Source organism: Moorena sp. SIO3E8, assembly GCF_010692445.1.
Taxonomy (GTDB): Bacteria; Cyanobacteriota; Cyanobacteriia; order Cyanobacteriales; family Coleofasciculaceae; genus Moorena; species Moorena bouillonii.
This window is the reverse complement of record NZ_JAAHHM010000043.1, coordinates 37,677-53,539: the sequence shown is the minus strand read 5'-3', so window position 1 is coordinate 53,539 and position 15,863 is coordinate 37,677. Positions and strand designations below refer to the sequence as shown.

General features: G+C 42.3%; 20 protein-coding genes and 1 pseudogene. 16 read left to right on the top strand and 5 right to left on the bottom strand.

Annotated elements, in window-relative coordinates:
• Positions 1–123 precede the first annotated feature (123 nt).
• Positions 124–2,190 carry a DUF4157 domain-containing protein gene (locus F6K46_RS19285; protein ID WP_293117248.1) on the bottom strand — a complete coding sequence of 689 codons (2,067 nt, stop codon included), beginning with the start codon at positions 2,188–2,190 and terminating at the stop codon, positions 124–126.
• A 197-nt stretch (positions 2,191–2,387) separates the two neighbouring features.
• On the opposite strand from F6K46_RS19285, the pseudogene F6K46_RS19280 reads away from it, so the two are divergent.
• Both F6K46_RS19280 and F6K46_RS19275 read left to right on the top strand, forming a co-directional pair.
• Positions 2,388–2,804, top strand: a pseudogene (locus F6K46_RS19280) (XisH family protein).
• Positions 2,792–3,127 carry a XisI protein gene (locus F6K46_RS19275; protein ID WP_293058598.1) on the top strand — a complete coding sequence of 112 codons (336 nt, stop codon included), beginning with the start codon at positions 2,792–2,794 and terminating at the stop codon, positions 3,125–3,127. The pseudogene F6K46_RS19280 and the gene F6K46_RS19275 overlap by 13 nt, the downstream one beginning before the upstream one ends.
• A 195-nt stretch (positions 3,128–3,322) precedes the next feature.
• On the opposite strand, the gene F6K46_RS19270 is transcribed toward F6K46_RS19275, so the two are convergent.
• The gene (locus F6K46_RS19270) at positions 3,323–3,604 is read right to left on the bottom strand and encodes a hypothetical protein (RefSeq protein WP_293058595.1); all 282 of its coding nucleotides are present in this window, start codon (positions 3,602–3,604) and stop codon (positions 3,323–3,325) included.
• A 68-nt stretch (positions 3,605–3,672) separates the two neighbouring features.
• Positions 3,673–3,888, bottom strand: coding sequence for a hypothetical protein (locus F6K46_RS19265; protein ID WP_293058592.1), 216 nt, complete (start codon positions 3,886–3,888; stop codon positions 3,673–3,675).
• A 364-nt stretch (positions 3,889–4,252) separates the two neighbouring features.
• Here F6K46_RS19265 and F6K46_RS19260 point away from each other — a divergent pair, with 364 nt between their 5' ends.
• Genes F6K46_RS19260 through F6K46_RS19250 form a run of 3 tightly spaced genes read left to right on the top strand, consistent with a single transcriptional unit; the run spans position 4,253 to position 6,952 of the window.
• Complete coding sequence (locus F6K46_RS19260; protein ID WP_293058585.1) at positions 4,253–5,194, top strand: cobalamin-binding protein; 942 nt, start codon at positions 4,253–4,255, stop codon at positions 5,192–5,194.
• On the top strand, positions 5,187–6,437 hold the full coding sequence (locus F6K46_RS19255; RefSeq protein WP_293058582.1) for an AAA family ATPase: 1,251 nt from the start codon (positions 5,187–5,189) through the stop codon (positions 6,435–6,437). Before F6K46_RS19260 ends, F6K46_RS19255 begins: the two co-directional genes overlap by 8 nt.
• A 2-nt stretch (positions 6,438–6,439) precedes the next feature.
• The gene (locus F6K46_RS19250; protein WP_293058579.1) at positions 6,440–6,952 is read left to right on the top strand and encodes a hypothetical protein; all 513 of its coding nucleotides are present in this window, start codon (positions 6,440–6,442) and stop codon (positions 6,950–6,952) included.
• Between the two features lie 161 nt (positions 6,953–7,113).
• Here F6K46_RS19250 and F6K46_RS19245 read toward each other — a convergent pair whose 3' ends face one another.
• Positions 7,114–7,560, bottom strand: coding sequence for a SitI3 family protein (locus tag F6K46_RS19245; protein WP_293058576.1), 447 nt, complete (start codon positions 7,558–7,560; stop codon positions 7,114–7,116).
• Between the two features lie 26 nt (positions 7,561–7,586).
• Complete coding sequence (locus tag F6K46_RS19240) at positions 7,587–8,030, bottom strand: hypothetical protein (protein ID WP_293058573.1); 444 nt, start codon at positions 8,028–8,030, stop codon at positions 7,587–7,589.
• A 421-nt stretch (positions 8,031–8,451) separates the two neighbouring features.
• Here F6K46_RS19240 and F6K46_RS19235 point away from each other — a divergent pair, with 421 nt between their 5' ends.
• The 11 genes from F6K46_RS19235 to F6K46_RS19185 all read left to right on the top strand — a co-directional run bounded on the left by F6K46_RS19235 (position 8,452) and on the right by F6K46_RS19185 (position 15,530).
• Positions 8,452–8,667, top strand: coding sequence for a hypothetical protein (locus tag F6K46_RS19235; RefSeq protein ID WP_293031541.1), 216 nt, complete (start codon positions 8,452–8,454; stop codon positions 8,665–8,667).
• 377 nt (positions 8,668–9,044) lie between these two features.
• A complete protein-coding gene (locus F6K46_RS19230) occupies positions 9,045–9,185 on the top strand; it encodes a hypothetical protein (protein WP_293058569.1) in 141 nt (46 codons plus the stop codon).
• A gap of 73 nt (positions 9,186–9,258) precedes the next feature.
• Complete coding sequence (locus F6K46_RS19225; RefSeq protein ID WP_293072871.1) at positions 9,259–9,453, top strand: hypothetical protein; 195 nt, start codon at positions 9,259–9,261, stop codon at positions 9,451–9,453.
• Positions 9,454–9,777: 324 nt separating this feature from the next.
• Complete coding sequence (locus tag F6K46_RS19220) at positions 9,778–9,978, top strand: hypothetical protein (protein ID WP_293058565.1); 201 nt, start codon at positions 9,778–9,780, stop codon at positions 9,976–9,978.
• A gap of 180 nt (positions 9,979–10,158) precedes the next feature.
• Positions 10,159–11,127, top strand: coding sequence for a hypothetical protein (locus tag F6K46_RS19215; protein WP_293058563.1), 969 nt, complete (start codon positions 10,159–10,161; stop codon positions 11,125–11,127).
• Between the two features lie 27 nt (positions 11,128–11,154).
• Positions 11,155–11,319, top strand: a complete 165-nt coding sequence (locus tag F6K46_RS19210; protein WP_293058561.1) for a lasso peptide — start codon at positions 11,155–11,157, stop codon at positions 11,317–11,319.
• 300 nt (positions 11,320–11,619) lie between these two features.
• Positions 11,620–12,450: a cyanoexosortase A gene (gene crtA, locus F6K46_RS19205; RefSeq protein WP_293058558.1), complete on the top strand. Its 831-nt coding sequence runs from the start codon at positions 11,620–11,622 to the stop codon at positions 12,448–12,450.
• A 1,414-nt stretch (positions 12,451–13,864) separates the two neighbouring features.
• Positions 13,865–14,155 carry a PqqD family peptide modification chaperone gene (locus F6K46_RS19200; protein ID WP_293058555.1) on the top strand — a complete coding sequence of 97 codons (291 nt, stop codon included), beginning with the start codon at positions 13,865–13,867 and terminating at the stop codon, positions 14,153–14,155.
• A complete protein-coding gene (locus tag F6K46_RS19195) occupies positions 14,139–14,585 on the top strand; it encodes a lasso peptide biosynthesis B2 protein (protein ID WP_293058552.1) in 447 nt (148 codons plus the stop codon). Before F6K46_RS19200 ends, F6K46_RS19195 begins: the two co-directional genes overlap by 17 nt.
• Positions 14,582–14,905: a hypothetical protein gene (locus F6K46_RS19190; protein WP_293058549.1), complete on the top strand. Its 324-nt coding sequence runs from the start codon at positions 14,582–14,584 to the stop codon at positions 14,903–14,905. The genes F6K46_RS19195 and F6K46_RS19190 overlap by 4 nt, the downstream gene beginning before the upstream one ends.
• Positions 14,889–15,530, top strand: coding sequence for a hypothetical protein (locus tag F6K46_RS19185; protein WP_293058546.1), 642 nt, complete (start codon positions 14,889–14,891; stop codon positions 15,528–15,530). Before F6K46_RS19190 ends, F6K46_RS19185 begins: the two co-directional genes overlap by 17 nt.
• The last annotated feature ends 333 nt before the right edge of the window (positions 15,531–15,863 follow it).

Sequence of the window (15,863 nt, the reverse complement as noted above, 5' to 3'; positions counted from 1 at the left end):
TAATACCATAAAGTTCCTGAGTCAGGCTGTGTCCTTAGCAGTCAGGCAGCGTTCTCACGAATTGTCTCTGATTCCGCTTTTGAAGTGAGTGGGGTGACTTTGTCAATCTCTACACCTGAATGCTTACATAAGTTTATCTGTGTCCGGTATATTTGGATCAACTCCTAAGGAACCTATAAGTGCCTCTGCGTATGCCCGGTCCAATGGGCTACCATTTATAGACTCTTCTACAATTTTTTTAGCAGCCCATAAACGTATATTCTCGTTCTTCTGCTCTATTGCCCTCTTTAGTTCTTTTTCATCAGGAGGCTGAGTAATCGACATATCTAAATGCTCCTTTATGATGTATTCAGCGAACTGCCGTTGACTTGAATCATTCCACATTGCTATTAGCTCTTTTTCAATATAACTAGGTTGCTTATGACGTATCCTCTTAAATATTCTGTACCCGAGAAGCCCCAAAGCGCCTAATCCAACAATCACACCAACTACACTTGCCCCTATGCCAGTAGCTGTAGCAGCTCCTAGTCCTGCAACTGTGAAACCGGCAGCTGTTAGTCCTGCTGCTCCTGCTCCCGTTGCAGATGAGCCTGATATCATATCGTTACTCGATCGAGCCACTTTACTGCCTGCTTTTTTATTTGTGTAAGCTGCAGTTGTAAAAGTTGATCCTTTGAGTTCTGTATATCTATCTTCAAGAGATTTGATTTGAGCTTTGCTTTTACGCGCATCTTTACGATTTTTGTATGCAACTAGGGTACCGAGCAGACCAAAACCAACACTAATTCCACCTAATGTGAAACTTGGTGTGGAACTGGCTAATGCTGCTGCCGGTCCTGTTATACCTTCTGAAGCTGCTTCTAGCAGACCTATACCACCTGAAGCTACACCAGTACCTGTCTGGGCAGTATCAGCAGCAGCAACAACATTTGATCCCGCTATCTTAGCAACTCCTTCTTTTAACTTCGTACTTTTTCCGGTTTCAGGTAGCTCTAGATCACTTTGTTTCTGTCTCTCAGGTAAGGTAACTATTCCCTCCATATAAATATGCAAACGATATAGCTTCTCTAAAGCTTTGGCTAATTGACCACTCTTCTGAAAACTATAGTTCTCCTCCTCGGCTTGTAATGAAACTAAATTCAATCCCTTTTCGAATACCTTCTTGACATCGGGTAACTGTTTCCTCGCGAACTCTTTCCACGATTTCATAGACCTGACCCGTGAAATTAGCATCATTGGAAGAATACCAAGTTCGTTGATTATCTTTTTTATCAGTTGCGTTTCATCAATTTCTCTTAGAGAATCAAACACTTCATTCAGAACATAAACTAAGTTATCCAAGTACTGATCGAAGGTTACAATCCCAACATCGTTTCTTATTGGATCCGTTGGTTTCATGCACTGAATCGATGAAGTTTGATGAGCCAAAGTCGACAACCTGTGCTGGGGATTAGTCTTTTTCAATGCCGGTTTGGGAACTTCTGCTTGTGTGACTGCTCGTCTTCCCATCAGGTCAGCTTCTTGTTCTAGGCTTTTCTCATCGTTGACCATGATACCCTTCGTTTGGGTGGTACCTTTGACCCGTCCCTGCATTTGCTGCACCACATGCCACGCCTCGTGGGGCAGATGTCGCTCCTGCCCCGGACCCACCTCGATCGTTTTCCCCTGGGTATAGGCTAGTGCCTGTATCTGCGCCGGTTTGGGGGAATTATAATTAACTCTGACATCATCCAGTGAATATCCTGACAGGTTTTCCACTCCTGCTTTGAGCTTATCTGGTAATCCGGTTTTATTCGGGATAGGTGCGTTAATCCGGTCTACATCTTCCGATGCTACTCGGTCAGCTTCAAGCTCATACTTATCCCCAGCTTCACCAATAGTCAGCTTCGCCTGCACTAAATTCCCCTGCTGCCAATTGCCCCTTAACTCATGGGAAAGTCCCCGAAACATTGGCATTCGCTGAATTGACTGCCCACTAACAGGGGAAACACTATTCAGCAGAGGATCTTGGGTTCGATGAACTTGTCCATACTTATTGGGCTGGGATTTAATTAACTGACCCAGTGCTTGGTTACCGATTATCCCTTGCAGTTCCTCGATGGGGTGGTATGTTGGCTTCCTACTTCCCGATACTATTGACTGATCTCGATCTTGTGCCTTTCTGGTTTGGCTTTGTCGTAGATTACCCATGAGCTTGACTAAATCTTAAATAGTCGGCAAATGTCACCTAATGATCATATAGCCGAATGGCACTGATGGGGTTCCCCCCATGAGCGACTGCCTAAAGAACAGTATCAGAAAACTACTTTGGCAAGGGGTCTACTATCAGCGATCGCCCTGGAATGTAAATTGTTCTATGATTGAAAGTAAACTATAAAAAGATAACAATGGCAGCCAAAGATAAATTTCATGCTGCGGTTAGAATCGCCCTAGAAAAGGAGCAGTGGAAGATTACTGATGATCCGTTGCGACTGGAAGTAGGCGGAACCAAGTTTGAAATTGATTTAGGTGCGGAGCAACTGTTAGCAGCAGAGCGAGGCCAAGAAAAAATTGCTGTTGAGATTAAAACCTTTTTGAGTGAGTCGCCACTGACAGCTTACCATGCTGCCTTAGGACAGTTTTTGAATTATCGGCTTGCCTTAGAAATCAATGATCCAACTCGTATTCTATATTTAGCCGTGCCAGTGATTGCTTATCAAGCTTTTTTTTAGCGAGAATTTGCCCAAATTTCAGTAGAGAGATATCAGATTAAACAAATCATTTATGACCCGAGTCAAGAGGTAATTGTAAAATGGATACCCTAGAGTATTATCGCCAGAACATTCAGTCGTTGTTGACGGATTATGCTGCCATTCCTATCGCCAATGGAGTGATTGATTGCTACACGGTTTTTGATACCAAACAAGACCACTACATGGTAATGACTGTGGGATGGGATGGCTATCGGCGGGTCTATGGTTGTGTTTTACATATGGATATTAAGAAGGGAAAGATTTGGATTGAACAAAATATGACGGAAATGAGAATAGCCCAAAAACTTGTGGATCGAGGGGTGGCAAAGGAAGATATTGTGCTGGGGTTTCAAGCACCAGAATTTCGGCAATATACGGACTATGGTGTTGGTTAATTTGTAAGCATTCAGCGGTCAGCATGGTAGGGTGGGCAAATATTGAAAGTTTGGCAATTTAATTAGGAATCATGTCTATTTGCCCACCCTACAAAAGCGTACGCATTTTATGTCGAATTTTCAACAGTCCAATCTTCGTGCAATAATCCTGGTACCTTATCAAAATCTTGATGATTACGAGTTAACAAAACCAATTCACGTGCATAGTGCAATGGCAGCAATTCGCGCATCCATCTTTGCCAGTTGAATTCGTTGGGATTGTAATTGATTAAATCTCAAAGCTGCACCGGCATCAAACGAGACGAGGGGTAATACCTTGAAATCGCTGACGAGTCGTACCATCATTTCATAACCTTTTACTACATCATTGGTGTTACGAGCCCGATTAATATAAGCGTGACAGCCTAGCATCTGCTCATGAAATGTTACTGTTGATACTGCAAAATCCGACAGTGGATAGCGATTCATACGTCTCAAAAGGTTATCGTAATCCTTTCCTGTTCTCCGCTGAATAATGCTTAGATGATCCGTATCCAACAAATATTTCATGGTTCGTCTTGCGCTTCGAGGATAGATTCATCGCCTTGGCGTATGGCTCGTCCATAACCCAGCACCTCCTCAAATGCCGGTTCATCTTTAAAAGAGCCTGTAATTTGTTGTAGCCAATTCATCGGCTGGGGGGTCGAAACTTGCTTCTGTAACTGCGCGATCGCAGCCTCTATGGCTGTTAGCCTTTCCTCTAGGGAAGTGTTGATTGTCATTTTTTCGTTAATAAGTTTATCCTTATGTTATTATTCAATATAACATAAGGATAAACTTATTTGTTAGTTTTTTTTCCTCAAACCAATCTACAATATCGGCGTAAGCACTTGTTTTTTTTATGCCATTCCTTGTACTATTAACTCGTTGATTTTGAGTAATGTAAATAGATGATGTGTTATATTTCATGCTATAGATGGTGCGTTACATTTTATGCTATAGATGGTGCGTTACATTTCATGCTTCGCACCCTACAAGAGATGCATTCGCTCCCTACTCCCTACTCCCTACTCCCTACTCCCTGTTCCCTGTTCCCTGTTCCCTATTATTGACTGTTTATCTCCTGAATTTCATTACGTCTAAACTATGCTTTCACAAAACCTGAAAATTGTTACTCTGCTCCCCAGTGCCACGGAAATTGTGGCAGCTTTAGGATTAGCTGATGCCATTGTGGGGCGATCCCACGAATGCGACTATCCCGCAACCATCAAAAATCGACTTGTCTGCACCGAGGCTCAAATCAATAGCGACAAACCTAGTGCCCAGATTGATGATGATATAAACAATTTGGTAAAACGTGCCTTGAGTATTTACCAAGTAAAAACTGATGTTTTAGAACAACTGCAACCAACCCACATTGTTACTCAAGATCAATGTGATGTCTGTGCTGTCAACTTCGATGTGGTGGAGAAAGCAGTTGCGAACCTTACTAATAGCCAGCCTCAGATAATTTCCTTGCAGCCAAACTTGCTAACAGAAGTTTGGGCAGATATTGAGCGAGTTGCTACCATCCTGGGAGTAGAGTCACACTCTCTACTGAACCAATTACAGTCTCGTGTCGAAACCTGTAAGCAAAAGACACAGGAAATGTCGGAAAATCACCGCCCTACTGTTGCTTGCATCGAGTGGACTGATCCGCTCATGGCTGCTGGTAACTGGATTCCTGAATTAGTGACCATTGCAGGTGGTAATCTTCTGTTTGGGGCTTTAGGGAAACATTCGCCCTATCTGGAATGGGATGCTTTAGTAAAAGCTGATCCAGAGGTCATTATTGTAATGCCTTGCGGCTTTGATTTGGAACGCACAAAACAAGAAACCCAACAGATGGCTCACCATTCCCAGTGGTCAAGTTTGCAAGCGGTACGCCAGGGGAAGGTTTTTGTTACTGATGGTAATGCGTATTTCAATCGTCCAGGACCAAGACTAGTCGATTCAGTAGAAATGATAGCTGAAATTTTGCATCCAGACCTGTTCACCTTTGGTTATCAAGGCAGTGCCTGGGAAAGGTTTGAGGTAGGAAATGCTTAAGAAACTTATCCTGAAAAATTGGAAAAGCTTCCGTTATGCAGAACTCCCGATTGATCCCCTGACTGTGTTAATCGGGACGAATGCTAGTGGAAAATCTAATCTAATTGATGCTTTGGAATTTTTAAAACGAATAGTGTTTGGCAAGGAGATTCGATCCGCTTTGGCAGGGGATGCTACGTTTCCTGGGATTCGAGGTGGAGTAGAGTGGGCGTCACTCAAGCCAAAATCTAACTTTACCTTGAAAGTTGTGGTTGAGGGAGAAGATGATGAAACAGATTACCTTTATAGTATTACAGTACAAACCAAAGCACTTGTTCAGTTATCTGATGAATCTCTAATTCGCCAGGTCTATTCACCAGATAGTAATCAACTACCTACTCAAACTAGTTTGCTCCAAATATCTTATCCTAGAACTCAAGACCAAGGTATTCAGGTTAAATTGCCGGAGCAAGAACAAATTCCTTTGCAAAAATACTGGAAAGGTTCTAATTCTATTTTAACTAGACTTAGGGAAATAGACTCCCATGCCGATGTTAGGGATGTAATCTTAAACCTTTGTACACTTATAGAAAATATTTTTATTTTTAATCCTATTCCGGCCAGAATGCGGAACTATTCACCGCTTTCTGATCGCATTGAAAGTGATGGCTCTAATATTGCTGGTGTGCTAGCCGCATTACCTAAAGAGCAAAAAGACGAGTTTGACTCAACCGTGTCTGCTTACTTGAAATATCTGCCAGAACGAGATATACAGGAAGTTTGGGCGGAACCAGTAGGAAAGTTTGGTACAGATGCTATGCTCTACTGTAAAGAACAATGGAAACCTGGTCAAACTACAGAAATTGATGCCCGAGGAATGTCAGATGGAACCCTGCATTTCTTAGCAATTATTACCGCACTTATCACACGACCAGAAGGGAGTCAATTAGTAATTGAAGATGTAGACAATGGATTGCATCCATCTCGGTTACATCTGCTGATAACCATGCTCAAAGAAATTGGAGAAAAAAGAAAAATCGACATATTAGTCACTACTCACAATCCGGCTTTGCTAGATGCTTTAGGACCAGAAATGATTCCCTTCGTAGTTGTAGCACACCGGGATTCAGAAACTGGAGAAAGCACACTCACGCTTCTAGAAACTATTGATAATTTACCTAAATTGATGGCATCTGGTTCCTTGGGCAACCTAGTGACTAAAGGAGCTATTGAAAGGAATATTTCTGATCCTAAGCCACGCTAGATATGAGGAAGGTTCTGATTATCGATACATCGATTCTCTGCGTTTACCTAGAAGTTCCTGGAAAAGAGACTTGTGGGTCTGGTAATAATAAATGGAATAAGCAGCGAGTTGTTGAGCTTTTGGAAAAAGAAGAAAAAGCATCGACAACGTTTGTACTACCCTTGGCTGCTATTATTGAAACTGGTAATCATATTGCTCAAGCTAGAACAAAAAGGTATGAAACTGCCCAAGCTTTAGCTGAGATTATGGAAAAAGCAGCAGATGAAAAAACACCTTGGGCAGCTTTCACGGATCAGTCAGTGCTTTGGGACGCTCAAGGACTGAAAAAATTAGCAGTCGAATGGTCTCAACTCGCAGCACAAAAAGTTTCAATAGGTGATGCTACCATCAAAACTGTAGCAGAATTCTACGCAAAAACTGGTTGCCAGGTGGAGATTCTTACTGGTGATCATGGACTTAAGGCATACCAACCCACTACACCAGCCCCAATTCCCAGACGCAGGAGAAGTAGATGAGCTGATGAAGTGACAAGTGCGATCGCATAAGCGCGGAAGCGAAGCTTCCGGAGCGAAGCGTGACATGCACGGGCTTTGCCCGACGCTGCGCGAACGGTCAATCGCATTTTGTAGGGTGAGCATTGCCTCCAAAAAGCCAAACTAGCCACGGTTAATCTACATCAGGCAGAACAAGGGAAAACCTGTAACTCATAGGTTAATTTAAACTGGTCTATTTCAGAAATAATACTAGGCTCCAGCATCTCTTCATTTAAGATTAATTTATCTCCCAAGCGCTGCAATACAACCGTTTCATAATTAAATAGCAAAACAGCTTCTCCGACAGTCTGCTGTAGCAAAGTTATGGTTGCTCGGATCAGAGTACGCAAGCCCCCTTCATAATCTTGATTGGGATTAATCCGAAAACCAACAACTAAAGTAGGTCGAAAACCAAAGTTTTCCTCAGTAACATCTTGTTCCCATCGATCTTCTACATCAGCATTAATAAGTATTCCTGATGCTTTTAAGTTGTCTTGTCGCCACTCTAAAGCTAACTTTGTAGCTAAGATGTTTAAGGCTTGTTGAGGCTTAAGCTCAGTTACCATCTCTAGGTCGAAATCTAAAGCCATGCTAATCTCTCCTGTCTGTACAAAGGCTAGGGAAAAAATGGGATAACCTTACCATTTATTATCATAATAATCTCCTTAAGATTGTCGATTGGTTTTCTGGCTAGAATATCCTGTAATTCATCAGGATTTACATTGGTGTCATCAAGATTAAGTACAATTCTCTCTGCTTGTCTTCTCTTGACCTTTCTACTTATACCTTTACGAATTTGGTCTGGGTTGGAAGTGGGTGGGGTGTAATGGTCGAATATTTGCCCCTCAATTTTGTAGTCAGGGTTTTTGCCATTGGGAAGAGTGGGTGGATTCTGTTCTACATCATATCCCATTAAGGCAAGGATTGTGGCAGATTCATTTTCTCGTCTTAGCTGACGTTGCATCTCTCTGCTAGCACGGGAGTTAACCTCAGTTTTCTTACCCCTAGGAGTGCCTCCAGGCAATCCTGATGGGATGGTGCGATTTGGCGCTTCAGTCATTTATTTTTGTTTAAGAAGGTGAACAAAATTAATTACACATTTCCCAAAACTCACAGTGCGTACGCATTTTGTAGGGTGGCCATTGCCTGTTTACCACTGCCCTACCTGTCCTGCCCACCCTACAATTAATCTTATTAATTTATAGTTTTTTATAGTTAAGTCTCTGTCGGTGGGCAGTGCCTAGTCAACCTATCCAAAGGTTGACAATTTGTCTTAGGCACTGCCCACCCTACGATTAATTATATCAAAAATGTATAAAAATAAAAACTATTTATTATTCCTTATTACCCTTCCCACCACACTTCCCACACTTCCCAAATTATCTGCATATTTCGTAATAAAAAAAATTCCTAAACCCCTTGACAAATAATTAATTTATTAATAGATTAATATTATACACAGTTTAAAGGTATAGTTTCCAATGAGCAAAAACATTAATCCGAACTCTGAAAACCCAAGTCGCAAATCTAAGAAAGTCAAGCACATATTGATCGGTTCTCCTGAGGAGGTTAAGAAGACAATTTATGCCATTTATTCCCTTAAATACGCCTATCCCGACGAGTGGAGCACTCCGGAGCCTACCGGAAAGCCTGGTGAGGTTATGACCTTTTTGATTCGCTATTTTTACGTAGACTAGGATAGGAATTTGCCAGGGTTTTACGCCCTGGCGACAATGAATAGTGAAGGTTGTTTTGTCGTAAGCATATGCGCTACGCGCACGCTACGCGAACAGCGGTCAGCCGTCAGCCGTCAGCCTTGGCCACAAGCCTTTGGCTGATAACTGATAACTGATAGCTGATAGCTGACTAACTCGATCAGAATGTACTAATTGATCAGGAGTTATCTAAATTTGAGTGCAGCTCAGCTGTACTTTTGGAAGCTAATACCATAGAATTCGGTCAAGCATTGGAGTTAACCAGAGCTTGACCGATTTTTTTTTATTGCTATAGCATTTCTATTTGAAGGGAACAGGGAACAGGGAACAGGCAATAGGCATGCTAGCAACAGGTAAGAGTGATTAATCGTAGGGTGGGCAGTGCCTATCAAGGGGATGGCAAGCAAAGGAATCTGTCCAAAGCACTGCCCACCGTAGTTGCACGACATGAACTGAGTGCTACTCGTTTGATTAATCCTAGGGTGGGCAGTGGCTACTAAGGCGATGGCAAGCTTCGTCAATCTCTCAAAAGTACTGCCCACCCTACATGAACCTAAATGAATTGAGATAATTTTGATGGGATATTCCCTACTCCCTACTCCCTACTCCCTACTCCCTGTTCCCTTTGCTATATATTTAGCGTCTTTAAGAAAAATTCATCAAAAATTTTTAGCTCTGTCAGGATTTTATGAAAAACTCAGGAAAGTTTTAGTACTCATTCATCCGGGATTACACGGAACACTCATTGATCAACCTTACTGCTTATAAATGAGTCATAATTAAATGGTTAATTATCTAGTAACGATAGAAAATTATAAATGGGTAATTTGCATCCATTGTCTCTTTTTGGCACCGGTTAATTTCCTGTACAAACCCTTAATCTGAGAGCTGGCACCATTGTGATTAATCTACGATTGATCCTACGGTGGGCAGTGCCTAGGCTGTGTATTTTGGGCATTTTTCGGTTCTAATTGTTCATCCCGGGATCGTGAGCAACGCTCTGAGCCTACAATCCATATATCGCAAGCGACCCACGGTCTCGTTACCTTACACAAAAAGTGCATAAACTTTTTCCTCGGGCCCTAGGACAAAGTGAACAGCCTAGGCAGTGCCTACCAAGGCTATGGCAAGCTTCGGAATCTTTATCAAGCACTGCCCACCCTACATGAACTACCAAACCTATGGCAAGCTTCGGAATCTATCGAAAGCACTGCCACCCTACATGAACTTTTGCCTTTTGCATGCATGGCTCTTGCCTTGGGCGCAGCGCTATACCTCCAAGCCATTCAATGACATAGGCATAAAAATACATTCAGTCATTCAAATCAAGCGATGCAGCGCGGTCTTGGGGAGGCAGCGCGGTCTTGGGGGTCTCCCCCATGAGCGACTGCCGTGGTTTCCCCCATGAGCGACTGCATCAAGACAAGGTTGGGAGTAAACAAAGCTACTTTTAAACTATACTCTTCCAGACTTATGTTGCCATTTACTAACGTTTTAGGTCACAGGGACTCTAATTGGTTTTCCTACGTCGCTTATGGGTTAGGGATTCGCTCAGTGCTACCGATTCCGGAGTTTGTGCCCGCAGAGGATAAGAGCGATGTCACTATCACTATCGATCAGGTGGGTTCTGTGTTTGACTATGTACCCCAGGAGGTAATCGAGCAGCCCTTAGCACTTCAAGTAGAAAGGAAGGAAGCGGTCGTCTATGTCAAGGAGGCAGGTGTGTTTTTGGTGCAAGGGGGATGCAAGATTGTCGTCATTCCAGCACCGGATGTGGATGAGTTAAAGCTGCGACTGGCGTTGGTGGGTACCGTAATGGCGATTTTGCTGCAACAGCGGAGCCCGTTAGTACTTCATGCTAGTGCGGTAGAAATAGATGGCAAAGCTGTTTTGTTCTTGGGCAACTCTGGTGAGGGAAAGTCAACGATTGCTGCAGCATTGCAGGCCCAGGGATATGCAGTTGTTGCCGATGATATAGCTCCAGTGAGCTGGGAGGAGGGCAAAGCTATGCTTGCGCCTGGATTTCCTCAAATTAAGATCAGTCGGGAGGTAGCAGAAGTACTGGGTTATGATTGGGAGTCCCTGTGGCAGTTGCATCCAAAGTTAGAAAAGCGGGGTTTGCGGTTAAGACGAAATTTTCCGCAAAGATCGTTACCGATTAGTCGGATTTATTTATTGGCTTCTGGATCCGAGGTAAAGTGCGAGCCGATGAAAAAGCAAGCAAAACTAATAGCTTTGATGCAGCATTCGGAGTTGATGAAGTTATTTAGTTCTGGGGAGGTGATGCAGTTTGAAAGCTGTGCTAGTCTTGCTCAATCTTGCGAAGTGATTTGTTTACGGCGGCCTCGCAACTTGAGCTTGTTATCAGAGTTAGTAAAAGTCGTGGAAGAAGATGTTTGCAGTTCTTTGCTGCTGACAAATAAGGGTTATTTGGCTTGTTGAATTATTCAAAAAAAAGGAGTTAATGAGATGAAACAGGAATGGAATACACCAAAGTTAGAAACCTATGGTTCAGTTGAAGAGATGACGCAAGTGGGTGTTAAGGATATCGCGAATGGCGTAGTCGGAGCTGTAAAGATCGGTAAGTTTCTTTTGCCTAAGGGATTTGGTCTATTTGCGAGTCTTCATATTTGACACTAGATTTTGATTATAGCAATTCTCTATGCCATGAAGTACAAAGGGATCCCCCTAAATCCCCCTTATCAAGGGGGACTTTGAGGTTAAAAACCATACCTCATAAATCCTATAAAAGCTATATTTATAATAAAAATTATCTCAATGGCTCATACTAAATGCGTCATTGAGATAAATAAATTAAATGTAAAATTGAGTACGTTATTTAGCAATATATAATTATAAAATAATTGATTTTACGAATATATTTTTTTTAAATTTATGCCTAAAATACAATCTCGGTAAAACTACCCCAATGATATGAAAGCGGCTCGATTTTCCCTGGTTAAACAATTAAACATTCCTGCGTTATTGCTCTTAGCAATAGGAGCAGGCTTGATTGCCATTCACCTAACTCTCAATCTCAGAGCCGAAAAATCGTCTCACCTTGCTCTTAGCATTGTATTTTGGCTCGCAGCCTGTTCGACTCTTTGGGACAAACGCTATCAACTTAAACTCGGCAGCGGCATTGTCCCTTTTTTATTTGGTGCATTGCTGATTGCAGGAATTCTTATCAAGAGTGGTGCTCACCCTAGCGAAAAATTCCTTGGCTTTTCACCCTTTATTTCCGTCTTCGGTCTCGCCCTGCTTGCCTCTGGCTTTCGGGGCTTAAAACAATATTGGCAAGAACTCCTCATCCTCTTCACCCTAGGTGTTCCCAAACTTCTGCTGCCCTATCTGCCTAATATCACTCCGATTACCGCCAAATTCTCCGCTTTCCTGCTGTGGTACTCTGGAGCAAATGTCGTGTTGCAAGACTCCTACATTATCCTCCCCAAGGGTAGCATCGAAGTCGTCCCGTCCTGTTCCGGACTCAACTTAATCATCTACATGCTAGGGCTAGCTGTGATTGTGCTGGTAATGTTTCCCACCTCTGGCAGCCAAAAAATTATTGTGCCCATCGTTGCTGCTACCCTGGGTTTTATCGTCAATGGGATTAGGATAGCGATACTGGCACACCTCGCAGCCCCCTCCAGTCAAGCAGCCTTTGACTATTGGCACAGTCAGGAAGGTGCTCTGATCTTTGTGATGATTTCAGTGATTTTGTTTGGCACTTACTGTTTGTTTATGCTGCAACAGTCTGAACCGTAAAGCCAAGCTGACTTTTTTGACATTTCCCCTCTTTGAAAAAAGGGGATTCTAAGATTAATCTTCCGGTGGGCAGTGCTTAAAGGCGATTGACCGTAGGTCACGCTACGCGATCGCAAGCAACGGAATCGCCTTTAAGCACTGCCCACCCTACATAAACTATGGCAAGCAACGGAATCGCCTCAAAAGCACTGCCGACCCTACATGAACTACTTTGCTTCTCTTAGGACTGAAATAGGGTGGGCAGTCTCTACCAACGCTATGGCAAGCTTCGTGAATCTGTCGAAAGCACTGCCCACCAACTACATCAACCTGAGTGCTACTCGCTGGCACCATCTAAATCATCCGTCTCAAGACAGATCTGACAATTGACCTCAACTATATTTAGCGTCTTTAAGCAAAATTCCTCAAAAACTTTTAGCTCTGTCAGGATTTTATGAAAAACTCAGGAAAGTTATAGTACTCATTCATCCGGGATTATACGGAACACTAATTGACCAAGGTTACTGCTTACAAATGAGTCATACTAAATGGTTACTTATCTAGTAATGATAGAAAATTATAAATGGGTAATTTGCCTCCATTTTCTATGTTTATCACCGGTTAATTTCCTGTACAAACCTTTAATCTGAGATCTGGCACCATTGTGATTAATCTACGATTGATCGTAGGGTGGGCAGTGCCTACCAAACCTATGGCAAGCTTTGGAATCTGTCGAAAGCACTGCCCACCCTACATTACTGGGTTAAAAACGCTATAATTATAAATTTTGATACAAAGTTATATGCGTTTACCCTGAAGCAAATGTAAAGAGAATAAAAAATATTATAATCTCAGCCCCAAACTGCATAATCTTGAGTATAGTTAGATATGACTCCGGTTGATTTGACTTAGATAAAGGTATGTTTTAAGGGAACTAATACATACCTAACGGAAAATTTTTTTTCTATATCCGTCCAATTTTACAAGGGAAATATCTACCAAGAACTCCGCTGAGCTAAATGGTGTTTTTCTTGGGAGAAAACCTAGCAAATCTGAAATTAATAACGAATTATCTGTCTTAGAGGATGTTTTAAACCTTTCCTAGACTACCTCCAAGCCATTCCATGACATGGGAATAATAAGGCATTCAGCCATTCAAATCAAGGATTGGAAGTAAACCAAGCTAGTTTTAAATATCCTCGCCGTCTGTTTGGCGCTGCCATTGAAAATGAAATTTTAATGGTTTGAGCCTTTGCAATCGCATCAGGTGTAATTGGTATAATTCGTTATACTCTGTCTTTGTGTAAGAGTCAGATAATTAGTATGTTTTGATACTAATTATCTGTAAAATTGCACTTAATTCTTGGTAATTTATGACCAAGAATACCCGGTTTATTATGGCTAAATAAATTAAGTTTAAGGAGTTTTGTAGAGCATGGTAACAGCTGATTCAAAGGTAGTAGCAGCTAAAGAACAGTTATCTTCCGATTTGACTGGAGAAACGATTATTCTCAACTCCAAGTCTGGAGTATACTTTGGTCTCAATGCTGTAGGTGCCAGTGTTTGGAATCTGATTCAGGAACCAAAGACTGTTAATGAAATTCGGGATGCCATTTTAGCAAAGTACCAGGTGGAGCGTGAGCAATGCGAAAATGACATTTTGGGATTACTCCAGGAAATGCAAACTGAAGGACTAATTGAGGTAGGGGATGAAACAGCTACGTAAGTTCTTAAGTCTTACTCATACAGAGCGCCAACTTTTCATCAAAGCCTTTGTATTGCTGGCATTAGTCAGATTGGGGATGTGGTTGTTGCCATTTAAAACCTTACAACGACTTTTAGCAATTATCAGTCAAGGAAATGCTGTAGGGTTACGACGATATTCCCCTACCACAGACCAAATTGTTGAGGCGGTCAATCGTAGCAGCTGTTATCTCCCTGGTAATCCTAAGTGTTTAGCTAGAGCCTTAACTACGCAAACTCTGATGAGTCAGTGTCGTTACTCAGCTGAATTGCGAATTGGCGTTGCTAAGGGAGAGCAAGGACAATTTGAGGCTCATGCTTGGGTAGAAAGTCAGGGACAAATCGTGATTGGTGATCTGACTGACCTTTCTCGATTCACTCCCATGTCATCCCTTCAAAGAAGTAGATTATGAAAAAACGTACTCTCCTTAAACTTCACCGCACACTAGCCCCAATTCTTTTCTTGCCTTTATTGCTCACTACGATTACGGGTATCGTTTACCGTATCGGCAATACTTGGTTTGGTATGCCCAGGAAATATGCACAGATTATGATGGCGATTCACGAAGGTAGATTCTTGGGGAAAGAGCTTGTGCCTATCTATGTCTTGTGGAATGGCCTGGGAATGATTGGGCTGTTGGCGACAGGAATTGTGCTCAGTGGTGTATTTCGTAATCAACGCACTCAAGCATCAAATAGCCATAGAGGGGTGATCAATGATGGAAATCAGTAAATCAAAAAACCTGAAATCGAATAATGACAATCTTAGGAAACACGCCATCCTCTCATATTTGGCTTTGGTGTCATTGTGGATATTAGCCAACGTTGTCAGTGAGGGGATAGAAGAGTTCTCCTTCTTTTTCGAGACAGTGTTTGCACTCACCCAGTGGCTTGTTTTGCGGCGATACATTCGGAATTTGGGTTGGTGGATACTTACCAGTATTTGGGGTTGGACGATCTACTCGATTCTGATTCAATTATTTGGCGTTAGGAATTGGATTGCAACCATGCTTCCTGAAGGAGACATGGAAATAGGAGGAGTACCGATCGGGGTGCAGGTATTTTGGGCTACTGTTCTAGTCAGACTCCTAGAATGGACTATCATTGGAATTTTTCAATGGTTTCAGTTGGCGCGTTTCACAGAACATGCAACTTGGTGGATACCTGCAAGCGCTTTAGGGGGAGCAGTCAAAGGAGGATTGGAATTAAGCATGAGAACTGTAATCGACGGTTTACCTGCTGCTCTTGTAGGTGCATGTGGATATGGCGCTATAACTAGTATTGTGCTGGTATTGCTATTGAAAAATCGCATTCACAAGCGCCTTAAGCGTCGTCAAACATTTTGGAGTTCAGTTTAGCAGGCTGTAGCAAAGGGAACAGGGAACAGGGAGCAGGGAGCAGGGAGCAGGGAGCAGGGAGCAGGGAGTAGGAAAGTCGGAAGTGCGAAAAATTTTGTGTACCTCATCAATATCAAAAACACTATAAGTAGCTGTGCTCTGATCAAGGAGTTATAACAGCAGATATAGCATTTATAGGATTTATGAGGTACGCTTTTAAACCTCAAAGTCCCCCTTATTAAGGGGGATTTAGGGGGATCCATTTGTACCTCATGGCATAGATAATTGCTATAAGTTAATTATTAAAATGGGGCAAAAAAGATAAAGTCCAGTTCTTAATTGGCAATAATAAAT